The organism is Nitrospinota bacterium (assembly GCA_016235255.1).
Taxonomy (GTDB): Bacteria; Nitrospinota_A; UBA7883; order UBA7883; family JACRLM01; genus JACRLM01.
On the sequence record JACRLM010000010.1, the window covers coordinates 1 to 12,309 of the forward strand.

15 protein-coding genes are annotated in these 12,309 nt (G+C 57.8%); 5 read left to right on the forward strand and 10 right to left on the reverse strand.

The window, feature by feature from the left end:
• Positions 1-281: 281 nt before the first annotated feature.
• Positions 282-2,351: a glycine--tRNA ligase subunit beta gene (locus HZB29_01305; GenBank protein MBI5814228.1), complete on the reverse strand. Its 2,070-nt coding sequence runs from the start codon at positions 2,349-2,351 to the stop codon at positions 282-284.
• Positions 2,352-2,530: 179 nt separating this feature from the next.
• On the opposite strand from HZB29_01305, the gene HZB29_01310 reads away from it, so the two are divergent.
• Positions 2,531-3,592: a cyclic nucleotide-binding domain-containing protein gene (locus tag HZB29_01310; GenBank protein MBI5814229.1), complete on the forward strand. Its 1,062-nt coding sequence runs from the start codon at positions 2,531-2,533 to the stop codon at positions 3,590-3,592.
• Between the two features lie 20 nt (positions 3,593-3,612).
• On the opposite strand, the gene HZB29_01315 is transcribed toward HZB29_01310, so the two are convergent.
• Both HZB29_01315 and HZB29_01320 read right to left on the reverse strand, forming a co-directional pair.
• The gene (locus tag HZB29_01315) at positions 3,613-3,933 is read right to left on the reverse strand and encodes a putative addiction module antidote protein (protein MBI5814230.1); all 321 of its coding nucleotides are present in this window, start codon (positions 3,931-3,933) and stop codon (positions 3,613-3,615) included.
• On the reverse strand, positions 3,930-4,271 hold the full coding sequence (locus HZB29_01320) for a type II toxin-antitoxin system RelE/ParE family toxin (protein ID MBI5814231.1): 342 nt from the start codon (positions 4,269-4,271) through the stop codon (positions 3,930-3,932). Before HZB29_01320 ends, HZB29_01315 begins: the two co-directional genes overlap by 4 nt.
• A 277-nt stretch (positions 4,272-4,548) precedes the next feature.
• On the opposite strand from HZB29_01320, the gene HZB29_01325 reads away from it, so the two are divergent.
• Both HZB29_01325 and HZB29_01330 read left to right on the forward strand, forming a co-directional pair.
• Positions 4,549-4,746: a DUF2281 domain-containing protein gene (locus tag HZB29_01325; protein ID MBI5814232.1), complete on the forward strand. Its 198-nt coding sequence runs from the start codon at positions 4,549-4,551 to the stop codon at positions 4,744-4,746.
• Entirely contained in the window at positions 4,733-5,074 is a 342-nt protein-coding gene (locus HZB29_01330; GenBank protein ID MBI5814233.1) for a type II toxin-antitoxin system PemK/MazF family toxin, read from the forward strand. Before HZB29_01325 ends, HZB29_01330 begins: the two co-directional genes overlap by 14 nt.
• Positions 5,075-5,118: 44 nt before the next feature.
• On the opposite strand, the gene pssA is transcribed toward HZB29_01330, so the two are convergent.
• The 5 genes from pssA to ilvB are packed head-to-tail and all read right to left on the reverse strand — an operon-like array spanning position 5,119 to position 9,840.
• Complete coding sequence (gene pssA / locus HZB29_01335; GenBank protein MBI5814234.1) at positions 5,119-5,943, reverse strand: CDP-diacylglycerol--serine O-phosphatidyltransferase; 825 nt, start codon at positions 5,941-5,943, stop codon at positions 5,119-5,121.
• Between the two features lie 2 nt (positions 5,944-5,945).
• The gene (locus tag HZB29_01340) at positions 5,946-6,590 is read right to left on the reverse strand and encodes a phosphatidylserine decarboxylase family protein (GenBank protein MBI5814235.1); all 645 of its coding nucleotides are present in this window, start codon (positions 6,588-6,590) and stop codon (positions 5,946-5,948) included.
• Positions 6,591-6,597: 7 nt separating this feature from the next.
• Positions 6,598-7,602 carry a ketol-acid reductoisomerase gene (ilvC, locus tag HZB29_01345; GenBank protein MBI5814236.1) on the reverse strand — a complete coding sequence of 335 codons (1,005 nt, stop codon included), beginning with the start codon at positions 7,600-7,602 and terminating at the stop codon, positions 6,598-6,600.
• Positions 7,603-7,647: 45 nt separating this feature from the next.
• A complete protein-coding gene (gene ilvN, locus HZB29_01350) occupies positions 7,648-8,139 on the reverse strand; it encodes an acetolactate synthase small subunit (GenBank protein ID MBI5814237.1) in 492 nt (163 codons plus the stop codon).
• Positions 8,140-8,145: 6 nt separating this feature from the next.
• Positions 8,146-9,840 (reverse strand): biosynthetic-type acetolactate synthase large subunit, encoded by a 1,695-nt coding sequence (gene ilvB / locus HZB29_01355; GenBank protein ID MBI5814238.1) that lies wholly within the window; start codon positions 9,838-9,840, stop codon positions 8,146-8,148.
• Between the two features lie 90 nt (positions 9,841-9,930).
• Between ilvB and HZB29_01360 the strand changes: the two genes are divergently transcribed.
• Positions 9,931-11,130, forward strand: coding sequence for a 2'-deoxycytidine 5'-triphosphate deaminase (locus HZB29_01360; GenBank protein ID MBI5814239.1), 1,200 nt, complete (start codon positions 9,931-9,933; stop codon positions 11,128-11,130).
• 40 nt (positions 11,131-11,170) lie between these two features.
• Here HZB29_01360 and HZB29_01365 read toward each other — a convergent pair whose 3' ends face one another.
• Together HZB29_01365 and HZB29_01370 are read right to left on the reverse strand one after the other, a co-directional pair.
• Positions 11,171-11,539 (reverse strand): type II toxin-antitoxin system MqsA family antitoxin, encoded by a 369-nt coding sequence (locus tag HZB29_01365; protein ID MBI5814240.1) that lies wholly within the window; start codon positions 11,537-11,539, stop codon positions 11,171-11,173.
• Between the two features lie 26 nt (positions 11,540-11,565).
• A complete protein-coding gene (locus HZB29_01370; GenBank protein MBI5814241.1) occupies positions 11,566-11,886 on the reverse strand; it encodes a type II toxin-antitoxin system MqsR family toxin in 321 nt (106 codons plus the stop codon).
• A 149-nt stretch (positions 11,887-12,035) separates the two neighbouring features.
• Here HZB29_01370 and HZB29_01375 point away from each other — a divergent pair, with 149 nt between their 5' ends.
• Positions 12,036-12,194 (forward strand): hypothetical protein, encoded by a 159-nt coding sequence (locus HZB29_01375; GenBank protein ID MBI5814242.1) that lies wholly within the window; start codon positions 12,036-12,038, stop codon positions 12,192-12,194.
• Positions 12,195-12,309 lie beyond the last annotated feature (115 nt).

A 12,309-nucleotide genomic window follows, 5' to 3' on the forward strand; every position in this document is an offset into this window, starting at 1 on the left:
AAATCCATTCTTCCCTTGCCAGTTTTCCCGTTACCGTTTACTCTTTTCATGTGACCTCCTTGCTTTCCGTTGTTTTCGTTCAAAAACATGGTAGCAGGTGAGGTCATACCTTCGTTTCAACTAAGTTTAGGACACTTTCATCAGCGGTGGCCATTTCATGAAAATCATATACAAACTCTCCTTTTCGGCTATATTAAATATATATACGATTTAATTCTAACTTCTCCTTGAATTGCCAGTCAATCGTTTTTAATAATGGGGTAATGGTTAGGCAACAATCCTTATCCCGCCGTAATCCTCGAAAAGTCCGCTATTTTCAAAAACTGCGCCGACAGTTTCGCCAATATGTTAAGCCGGTTGGTCCGCACTTTCTCATCTTCGGCCATCACAAGAACCTCGATGAAAAACTCGTCCACCACACCCCGCAACGAAGCTATCCGCTCCAATGCGTCCAGGTACTTTTTCGAGGTCAACAGCGGAGCCACCTCTTTGCCAGCTTTGCCGATTTCGTGGACAAGGCGCCCTTCAATATCCTTTTCGAAAAGGCCATTGTCCACATCACCTGCGGCGTGGCCTTTCGTTATATTGGCCACACGTTTGAACGTTATCGCCAGCGGCGCGAAAAACTCCCGTTTCTTCAATTCGGCCATGGCGCGGGCCTTAAGGTTTGCGTCCGCCAGGTCGTCAAACCCCGCCGCCAGCACCGCGTCCGCCACGTCGTGGGGGATCCCGTCGCCCGTCCACAGGTTCTTCAAACGCCCGGCGAAGAAATCAAGCACTGCGGTTTTTACTTCGTCAGGTTTGCTTTCCAGCTTCCCCGCGTAGGATGCGATGGAAGAATCAATAAGGCCAGCCAGCGAAAACGGCTCCCCGCGCCCGCCAAACGAAATCTGAATTATCCCAAGGGTGCTGCGCCGCAACGCGAAGGGATCGGCGGCGGAGGTGGGTATCAGCCCCACGCCGAAACAGCCCACTATGGTGTCAATCTTGTCCGCAATCGCCACGATGGCCCCGGCGTGTGTGGCTGGGACCGAGTCCTGCGCCCCTTTGGGCAGATAATGTTCATATATCGCCACCGCCACATCCTCCGGCTCCCCCTCGTGGCGGGCATATTCGCGCCCCATCACCCCTTGAAGCTCCGGGAACTCATATACCATCTGCGTGGCAAGGTCCGCCTTGCAAAGGGCCGCGGCGCGCACCGCCGCCGGTTTCGCCTCCGGGGCCACCCTGTCCGCCAACTGGCCGGCCACGGTTGTAATCCGCTCCACCTTTTCCCCCATGGTCCCCAGCTTTTTCTGCCACACAACGCCGCCAAGCTTTTCGTTGAAATGGGACAGCGGCTTTTTGCGGTCCTCGTCGAAGAAGAACTTCGCGTCGGACAATCTGGCCCGCAGCACCCTGCGGTACCCGGCCGTCACCACGGACTCGTCCTTCGACTTCATGTTCGACACGCCCACAAACCCGTTGGTGATCCGCCCTCCAGCTCCTTTCGCCGCGAACATTTTCTGGTGGTTCTTCATGGACGCGATCAAAAGCTCCTCCGGCAGCGCCAGAAACTCCCTGTCAAACTCCCCCCACAGCGCCACGGGCCATTCGGTAAGGCAGGTCACCGTCATGGCCAGTTCGTCGTCGGAGTATAACTCCGCCCCGTTGGACTGTGCGGCGGCGCTTGCGGCCTTGGCGGCCATCTGCCTGCGCTCCTCCACGTCCGCGACAACGAAGTTTTCCTTAAGCTTTGCGACGTAATCGGCCCGGCCTGTCACAGGTATCGCCTGCGACCCCATGAAACGATGGCCCCTTGTCACGTTCACAGCCTTCACCCCCGCCACTTCCACCGGTATCACCTCGCCGCCGAATACCGACACGATCCAGCGGACCGGCCGGGCGAAGCGTGTGTCCCCGGCTCCCCATATCATAGATTTGGGAAACGGCAGGGCCAGGGTCATCTTTGGCAGGATATCTTTTAAAAGGTCGGCGGTACGCTCGCCACCTTCCTCGGTCTCCACGCAGATATACTCCCCCTTGCCGGTGTTCTCTACGGTGATGGCCGAAATGTCCACCCCCTTGGACTTGGCAAAACCCTCCGCCGCCTTTGTAGGCTTGCCGTCCGGGCCGAAGGCCGCCTTTGCGGGGGGGCCGTATTGTTTCACCTTTTTGGCCGGGCGCCGGTCCGGCAGTCCTATCACGGACACCGCCAGCCTGCGCGGCGTGGAGTACGATTTGATGTCGGCGCCGTCCAGCCCAAGCTCTTTGAGGCTTGCGGTGGTCTGCTTTAATAGCGCCTCGGCGGCGGGGATTATGTAGCCGGATGGAAGCTCCTCCACCCCGATTTCGTATAAAAGTTCGCCCATATAAACTATAAGGAGCCTTTCGAATGTTTAGTCAAACGCGCTATACGGCAGCGCCGCCGCATTATATCAGACCGCAGGGCGGATCGGCGGCGTCCCGAGCGCGGCCCCCTGTTCTTTTTCCCGGTTTGGACTATAATCGCAACCAAGGGCAGTCTAACCGTCCGCACAAGGGGAACGCCATGATAAACGGCATTAACAACGTTTACCTCAAGCTTCATCAGAACTATTACCCGTTCGACCACCTTTCCGAAAAAAGGGCAAAGGAAGCGGCGGACATGATCCGCTTTTTCCGGCTGAAAAAAGGGGAGGCAGTCACCCTCAAGACATCCACCGGGACCGAATGCCTGTATGTGATAAGCGGCTCGGTGACCATCACCGACGTCACGGGGGACAATGTGGCCGTCACCGCCGCCGACACCCGGAAAAAACCGTTCCAGCTCGCCGGGGAGTACGCAAGCCCCGTCATCGCCGCGGATGCGGACTGTCTTATCGGCGAGGTGGACCTTGAAAACATAGAGTACCTGATATTCTGGGACGGAGTCGTCGGCTCCATGGACACGGCCGACGAGGAACTTCGCATGCGCATGGACAAGCTGCGCTGTTCGATAGCATTCTCTCGCCTGCCGCCGGAGAAGGTGGCGGAGGCGTTCCGGCGGATGCGGGAGGTTCGCTTAAAACTCGGCGAGGTGGTGTTCAAGGAAGGCGACGAAGGGGAGACGTTCTACGTGCTAGAGTCGGGCAGGGCGGAGGTGTGGCGCAAGCCGGACGGGGGCGGCGAGCCGCGCAAGGTGGCCGAAATAAGCGAGGGGAGGGCGTTCGGGGAGGAGTCCATACTCACCGGCGAACGGCGCAACGCCACCATTAAAATGGCGCGTGACGGAGTGCTGCTGGCGCTGGACAAGAAAGACTTCACGGAACTGGTCAGCGGCGGCCTTGTGAAATGGGTGAGCCCGGACGGGGCCAGATCCATGCTTGAGGGCGGGGCGCAGGCGCTGGACGTGCGCCATCCGGAGGAGTTCCGGCGGGCCCATATACCCGGCGCCGCATCTTTTCCGCTGCACACCCTGCGCCAGTCCATAAACACCCTTTTCGACAGGAAAAAGTACGTGGCTGTGTGCGGTGACGGAAGGCTGGGCGCTGTGGCGGCGCTATTGCTGGCGCAACGCGGATTCGACGTGGCGGCGCTGGAGGGGGGGATGCGCAAATGGCCTTACGAGACGGAGGCGGGAAAAGAGGGGTGAGCCGGCGGGCCACCCCTGTGTTATGAGGCCTTCTTGAGCCTGGGCGCGTTTTGCGAGACTTCAAGCCGGAACCCTATGGCCGCGATGATCTTGTTTATGTTCATCCAACTTGGATTGCCGTTCAAGGACAACGCCTGATATAGATGCTCCCGGCTCATCCCGGTCAACCGGGCAAGGCCGGCCATCGTTATTCCCCGTGCTTCCATCACATCCTTTATCGCCATCAGGAACACACGCTGGTCATCGTCCGCCATGGCCGCTTTCAGATAGGCCAGCGCGTCGCTCTTGTTCTTGAGGGTCCGCTTTAAATACTTGTCAAAGGTTCCAAAAGGCTTTTTCATTTGTCCGTTCCCAACGATTTGAACATTTCCCAATACCGTATCGCCGTGTTGATGTCCCTTTTTTGCGATTTCTTGTCCCCTCCACAAAGGAGAATGACCACATTCCCTCCATGCCGTCCGTAATAAACCCGGTATCCGGGGCCGGTGTCTATCCTGCGCTCCAAAACCCCTTTGCCAACCGGTTTGCTGTCCCCGAAATTACCGAGCCTCATTTTCGCGATGGCTTTATGAATCGCCGCTTTTCCCTCCCTGTCCTTAAGGCCGCCGAGCCAGTCCACCACCGGTTCGGACAAGCCCGCAAGGCGGAAAAACCTGACATCCACAGGAAAATCTGTCATGGGGTAAGTGTAATATATACCTTACATGTTGTCAATCAGGCCGCTGAATGCGGGAAAAGATGGGTAAATAGGGAACATCCGTAGTCGCAGGGGCAGGGCTTGCCCTGCCCAATAATGAGGGCGCGGCAAGCGGCGCCCCTGCCTGATGAACTATTTTCAGTCCTTGTCCATCCACTCAAAATCGAGAAGATTATCCTGGTTTGCGCCGGGCTTAAACGAAAATGGATGAAAAAACCATATTGTTCGGATATATTGAGTTCATTAAGGGAGATACGCCATGTCGGTGAAGGAAAAGATTAAAAACGAGATAGATAAGCTGCCTGAAAGTTTTCTTCTCGAGATTTACGACTTTATACAGTTTCTGGAAGAAAAAGAAGATAAAGGGCGGCTTGCGCGGGCCTCCCAAAAGTTGTCCATGAAATCCTTTGAGACAGTCTGGGACAACGAAGAAGACGCCGTCTATGACTCCTTATAAACGTGGAGAAGTAATCCTCGTACCCTTTCCTTTCAGCGATCAGACAGCCGCCAAAAAACGTCCGGCGGTCGTGATAAGCTCCTCTCGCTATAACGCCATATCCAAAGACATTATTATCATGGCCGTCACGAGCAAAACGGACAAGCCGTTTGACGCCGGTTCTTGTGTTATCAAGGAATGGAAGAAGGCCAATCTATTGAAACCTTCAGTTGTTAAACCTGCCGTATCACCCATTGAACAGACACTGGTCTTAAAGAGATTGGGAACGCTTTCCGCCGATGATTCAAACTCTCTTGATGGCGCATTAAAGGAGCTTTTCGAGCTTTAAGGGGGAATTCACCTGCTGTGGCCGCATATCCCAGCGTACCCACGTCAGTCCTTGTCCATCCCCACGAGGTTTAGAAGGTTCTTGCTCCAGGGCATGTCCCTTCGTTCCAGGTACCATTCCACCGGGCCGTGCAGGGCGAAGGCCAGGCCCATCAGGAACAGCATGTGGTGCGGCAGCTGCGCCACCACGAACACCACGAACATCACCGCCACCAGCGTCTGGAACGGCTTGCGGCGGGCAAGGTCCACCTGCTTGAAATTGCGGTACGGGATGGAGCTTACCATCAGGAACGCGGTTATATACACCGTTATCACCACCAGCGTGGCAGGCGCCTTGTCCAGCTCCAGCGCGCCGCGGGTGAGCAGCACTATCGCCGCCAGAAGCCCGGCGCCCGCGGGGATCGGAAGCCCCACGAACCTGTCCTTGCGCACCTCGGAGGTCTGCGTGTTGAACCTTGCCAGCCGCAGCGCCCCGCATATCACGAAAAGGAACGCCGCCATCCAGCCGATCCTTCCGAAGGGCTGCAGCACCCAGTTGTACATCAGTATGGCCGGGGCCGCGCCAAAGGAAATAAGGTCGGACAGCGAATCGTACTCCACGCCGAACTCGGTGGTGGAGCCGGTGGCGCGGGCGATGCGCCCGTCCAGCCCGTCGAACACTATGGCAAGGAATATCACCCACGCGGCGGCGTAGTAGTCGCCGTTGATGGAGGCGATTATCGAATAGAACCCGCAGAAGAACGATGCGGAGGTGATAAGGCTGGGGACGATGAATATCCCCTTGCGTATGGCCCCGAAGGGCGCAAGCCGCCCCTCGCCGCCGTTACCGGCGGGAGGTTGCGAAGACGCGCCGCCGCTCTCTGGTTCCATGGTCATTTCGCCGCGGCTCCGAATCTGGCCATCACGGTCTCCCCTCCGGCCACCTTGTCGCCGATTTTGCTGATAATTTCAGTCCCGGCCGGCACGATAAGGTCCACCCGCGACCCGAACCGGATAAGGCCGAACCGCTCCCCTTTTTCAAGGCTCTGCCCGACCGTGGCCCAGTTGACTATCCTTCGCGCGATAAGCCCGGCGATCTGCTTTACGGATATTACCCCGCCAGCGGTCTGGATCACCATAAGCTCCTGCTCGTTGTCCAAACTGGCCTTATGGTCCCACGCGGCCATGAATTTCCCCTTGTTGTAAAACTTGCGCAGCACCTTGCCCGCCGCCGGGGTCCGCTGGACGTGCACGTTGAACACCGAAAGGAAAATGGAGACGCACACGGAGCCCTCCGGATGGTCCGGGCTCTGGTACGCCGTGTCTATCTGCACCACGACGCCGTCCGCCGGGGACACGATAAGGTCTTCCCCCACCGGCGCCACTCTTTCCGGGTCCCGGAAAAAGTATGTGACGAACAATAACAGGACAAGCGCCACCCAGCCAGCCTTGCCCCATCCCAAAAGGAACAGGACAAGGGTGGCCAGCGCAAGCGGGACTATGAACATCAACCCTTCGGATGCGACCGGAAGCTTCATCACGCCGTCAGTCCACAATTTTCTTGCCAAGCCACGGCATCATCGAGCGCAGCTTGTCGCCGACGATCTCGATGGGATGCTCCGCGTCGCTTCGCAAAACGGCGTTATACACCGGCCTGTTGGCCTGGTTTTCCAGCACCCATTCCCGGGCGAACTGGCCGCTCTGTATCTCGTGGAGTATGTCGGCCATCTCGTCGCGGGTGTCACCGGTGATGACCCTGCGGCCCCGGGTGATGTCGCCATACTTCGCCGTGTCGGATATGGAATAGCGCATGTTGGCTATGCCCCCTTCGTGGATCAGGTCCACGATGAGCTTCAGCTCGTGGAGGCACTCGAAATAGGCCACTTCCGGCTGGTACCCGGCTTCCACCAGCGTGTCAAACCCCGCCCGGATAAGCTCGGAGACGCCGCCGCAAAGGACAGCCTGCTCGCCGAAAAGGTCCGTTTCCGTCTCTTCCTTGAATGTTGTCTCGATGACCCCGCCGCGGGTTCCGCCGATCCCCTTGGCGTATGCCAGGGCTATCTCCTTGGCTTTGCCGGTGGCGTTCTTCTCCACGGCAACAAGACAGGGGACGCCGCCCCCTTCTTTGTAAACACGCCGCACCAGGTGACCCGGGCCCTTGGGGGCGATCATGAACACGTCCGCGTCCCCCGGCGGCACAATCTGGCCGAAATGGATGTTAAACCCGTGGGCAAACGCTATGGCCGCCCCTTTTTTCATGTTCGGCCGCACGTCCCCTTCGAATATGGCCCTCTGCGACGTGTCCGGCGCCAGGATCATGATGATATCGGCCTCCTTGGCAGCTTCCGCCGGAGTGGCCACTTTCAGGCCCTCTTTCTGGGCGTGCTGAATGAATCTGCTCCCCGGGCGCAGGCCGACAACGACGCTGATCCCGGAGTCGCGCAAATTAAGAGCGTGGGCGTGCCCCTGGCTGCCAAAACCGATCACCGCCACGGTCTTCCCCGCCAGGTGTTTTAAATCCGCGTCCTTGTCGTAATAGATAGTCGCCATGATTCCTTCCGATTCTCCCGTGTGAGTTGCCTGAAAATTAAAAAATTACCCTTGTGATTTCTTGGCGCGGGGCAAGGCCACCTTGCCGCTTCGCGCCATTTCGACGATCCCCAGGGGCCGTATCATCTCTATGAAAGCATTCACCTTGCTTTCAGTGCCAGTCACCTCTATGGTGTATGTCTTCGTGGACACGTCCACAACCTTCCCCCGGAAAATCTCCGACATGCGGAGTATCTCCGCCCGGTTGTCCGGCTCCGCGTTCACCTTGAGCAACGCTATCTCGCGGACGACATATTCCTCCTCGTCCGTGAAGTCCATCACCTTGATCACGTCTATGAGCTTGTTGAGCTGCTTTGTGATCTGCTCCACGATCTTGTCGTCCCCCCGGGTGACGATGGTCATGCGCGAGGTGGTGGAGTCCAGCGTGGGGGCCACCGAAAGCGACTCGATATTAAAGCCCCTTCCCGAGAAAAGCCCCGACACGCGTGAAAGCACGCCGAATTTGTTCTCCACCAGCACCGATATTGTGTGTTTCATGACAACCTACGCCAAAAGCATCTTGTTGATCGCCTCGCCGGCCGGCACCATCGGGTACACGTTCTCCTCCCGGTCCACCACGCAGTCTATTATCGCCGGTTTGCGAAGCCGGATCGCCTCTTCAATGGCCGGTCCCACATCCTCCGGCTTTTCCACCCTTTTGCCGAAGGCGCCATACGCTTCCGCCAGCTTCACGAAGTCCGGCTGGCACTCCATGCAGGTGTAGGCATAGCGTCCGCCGTAGAAAAGCTCCTGCCACTGGCGCACCATGCCCAGGAATCCGTTGTTCAATATCACTATTATCACCGGCAGCCTGCTTTGCGCCGCCGTGGCCAGTTCCTGGATGTTCATCTGGATGGAGCCGTCACCGGCGATGTCCACCACGACCTTGTCCGGAAACGCCGCCTGCGCTCCAAGGGCCGCCGGGAACCCGAAGCCCATGGTGCCAAGCCCGCCGGAGGTCAGGAACGTCCGGGGCTTGCGCAGCTTCAGGTATTGCGCCGCCCACATCTGGTTCTGCCCCACCTCGGTGGCGTATATCGCCTCGCCGTTGGTCACCCGGTCTATCTCCTCGATGACAAACTGGGGCTTTATCAAGCTCGTCTTGTGGACATAGGCCATAGTCTCCATGTCTTTCTTCCTCCACTCCTCTATCTGGTGGAGCCACTCCTTGTGCTTTGCCTTCCAGTTCACGTCGAGCTTTGCGATCACGCCGTTGAGTTTTTTCATCACGTCATGCAGGTCCCCCACCACGGGTATGTCGCTCATCACGTTCTTTGAAATGGCCGCGGGGTCTATGTCCACATGGGCCACTGTGGCGTTGGGGGCGAAGGCGGAAAGCTTGCCGGTCACCCGGTCGTCAAACCTGGCGCCAAGGGCCACCACAAGGTCGGCGTGGGTCATGGCCATGTTGGCCCTGTATGTGCCGTGCATCCCCAGCATTCCAAGCGAAAGCTCGTGGGTGGCGTCAAAACTTCCAAGCCCCATGAGCGTCTGCGTCACCGGCGAATGGGTGTGATGGGCCAGTTTGGCCAGTTCGCCGGCCGAATTGGCGGTTATCATGCCCCCCCCCACGTACAGCACGGGGCATTTGGCCTGGGCCATGGCGTCCGCCAGCTTTTCTATCTGTTTTATATGCCCTTCCACATTCGGCTTGTACGAGCGAATCTCCACCTTTTCCGGGAACTCGAATTTCGCCGTGTTGGTCACCACATCCTTGGGCAGGTCCACCACCACAGGGCCAGGCTTGCCGGTGGAGGCTATATAGAACGCCTCGGCGATGGTCCGCGCCACGTCTTTGGCCTCCCGCACAAGATAGCTGTGTTTCACGCAGGGGCGGGTGATGCCTATGATGTCCGCCTCCTGGAACGCGTCGTTGCCGATAAGGCTTGTGGGCACCTGGCCTGTGAACACCACCAGCGGTATGGAGTCCATATACGCCGTGGCGATGCCGGTCACCGCGTTGGTGGCGCCGGGGCCGGAGGTGACCAGAGCCACCCCCACTTTGCCCGTTGCACGGGCGTATCCATCCGCCATATGCACCGCCCCCTGCTCGTGCCGGGACAGTATGTGACGCAGTTTCGGGTTCTTGAAAAGCTCGTCGTAAATAGGGAGCACAACCCCCCCCGGGTAGCCGAAAATCACGTCTACCTTGAGCTTTAACAGCGATTTTACAAATATCTCGGCGCCTGTAATCTGCATCTTTAAATCCTTGTCATGGCGCTTGTTAAGCGCGAAAGTTTGATGATATAGTATGCGGCAAAACGAGTCAAACATTACCATTTCAAGCATATGCCAAAGAAAGTCCGTCAAATAGGCGTTTTGTCGTCCGAAGAGCTGCTCGAACTTGTCGACGAGGGGAGGATTATCAACGCGGACGACCTGGATCCCCGCTCGTTAAAAAGGCGGATCCAGCCAGCTTCCATAGACCTTACATTGGGGACGGTGGCGTTCCGGCTGCAGGCCAGCTTCCTGCCGCAGCCGGACAACAGCGTGGAAGCCAGGATGGAAGACCTGGTGATGTACAAGCTGGACCTGATGCAGGGGGCGATCCTGGAAAAAGGAGCCGTTTACCTCATCCCGCTCAACGAGGCGCTGCGCCTTCCCGAGAATATCCGGGGAAAGACTAATCCGAAAAGCTCCACTGGCAGGCTGGACATATTCACAAGGGTGATAACGGACCATTGCACCCGGTTCGAGGAGGTCACCGCCGGATACAGCGGGAAACTGTACATTGAGGTCGTCCCCAGGTCTTTCACCATCCGGGTGAAGACCGGGCAGAGGCTAAACCAGCTCAGGCTGTTCCGGGTTCCCACCGTGGACGAGAACGTGCGCCACGCCGAATTTTTCGAGGCGCCGGGGCCCCATCACTACATCGGCGGGCCGGAGCTTGTGGACCTGTACAAACGCAAGAAACTCCTTATAGGGGAGGACGGGGAGTTCATCGGCGCCGCCCGCAAACATATAAGCGGGGAGGGGCTTTTGATGAGCGTGGACCTGTCGCCATCGGCGTCCAACGGCGGCCCTGTCGGTTTCAAGGCGAAGAAGAACAGCCACGTGGTGGACCTGGAGAAGATCGGCCACTACAAGGCGGCGGATTTCTGGGAGCAGATACACAATCCCAAGAACGGCAGGCTGATTTTAGAGCCGGAGGAGTTCTATATATTTGCCTCCAAGGAGAGGATACGCGTTCCTCTGTCGTGCGCGGCGGAGATGGTGGAGTTCGACTCCGGATCAGGAGAGCTTCGCACCCATTACGCCGGCTTTTTCGATCCCGGCTTCGGCTTCGGCAAGGAAGGGGAGGTGAAGGGGACCAAGGCTGTGCTGGAGGTGCGCCCCCACGACGTGCCGTTCATCATCGAGGACGGGCAGATACTGTTCAAGATGAAGTATGAGCGGATGGCCGAGCGGCCCGGCATATGGTACGGCTCGGAGATCGGCTCGAACTATCACGACCAGACGCTGCGGTTGTCCAAGCAGTTCCACAAGTAAGAGAACGCCACGGCGGGGAACCGGCGTAAACGGATTATTGTCAGGAATATTTGGCGATTTCCTTTACCAGGCCGGGGTGACGCTCGGCGATTTTGAGCAATTTGCGCATCGCCGCGCCCGGCTTGGCGGCCCCCCGCTCGTACCGTGAGAATGCGTTGGCCCCTCCACCAAACACCCGGCCCGCCTCGGCCTGCGTCAAGCCAAGTTTCTCGCGGATAAGCCTGATACCGGGAGGATTGGATTTTCTGTCGGCCTTGACAAGCGCGTCGCCCGCCGCGGCCACGCGGCCATAGCTCTCCTGGTCATAAACGGTCTCCCCGCAATCACGGCAAGCGGATCCCGTCACATTATGAACGGTCATGGATTTCCCCTGATACGACACTTTCTTGTCCCATGTCCTTGTCTTCACTCTTCCGGAACCGCAAGCGGGGCATTTCATCGCTCATCCTCCAAACGCTTGAACTGGATGACCGGCGGCCGGCCATCCTTATACCCTGTTATCTTTATATAGGCCATCACGCCCACCGGGGTCATCGCGTGATACACGTCCTGCCAGACCTTGTGATCGCGTATCGCCGTCATGGACTTGAACAAGCCGCCCGGCGTGAGAGCGCATACCACCTCGCGCATCTCGCTTTCCATTAATCCCATGGCAAGCCCGCCCTCAAGCGCCGTCGCCGTGAACACCCTGTTCGCCGGGTCAGCGGTAATGAGCTGGATCGCGGCCAGGGAGTAGTGCGGCTTGCGTTTCTCCATAAGCGAATTATAACCTGTCAGGTTAGTAATCCGCAAGGTTAATTAAGGACACTTTGTGAATTTCAGGAAAATCGGGATGTACAATGAAGTCAACGCCGGAAAAGGCTATCCGGCGGTGGGGATATATTCTCCCATGGAGATGATCGCAAATGACCGGCAAGAAGAAATTTGATTGCGTCCAGATGAAGCGGAGCGCCCAGGAAAGGACATACCTGGAGACCCGGGGCATGTCGGACGTGGAGCTGCTGGCATACTGGAAAAAGAAGGAAAGGGAATTCCGAAGCGGAGTCAATCCCTTTTTTAGTTGAAACTCCCGGCATGACCGTCACGCCGCTTTCACCATTATCTTCCCCGCCAGAGCCCGTTTCATGATCTCACGCAGTTCTGGCAGGTGTTTATAACCGCTCACTTTCCTCAACCTGG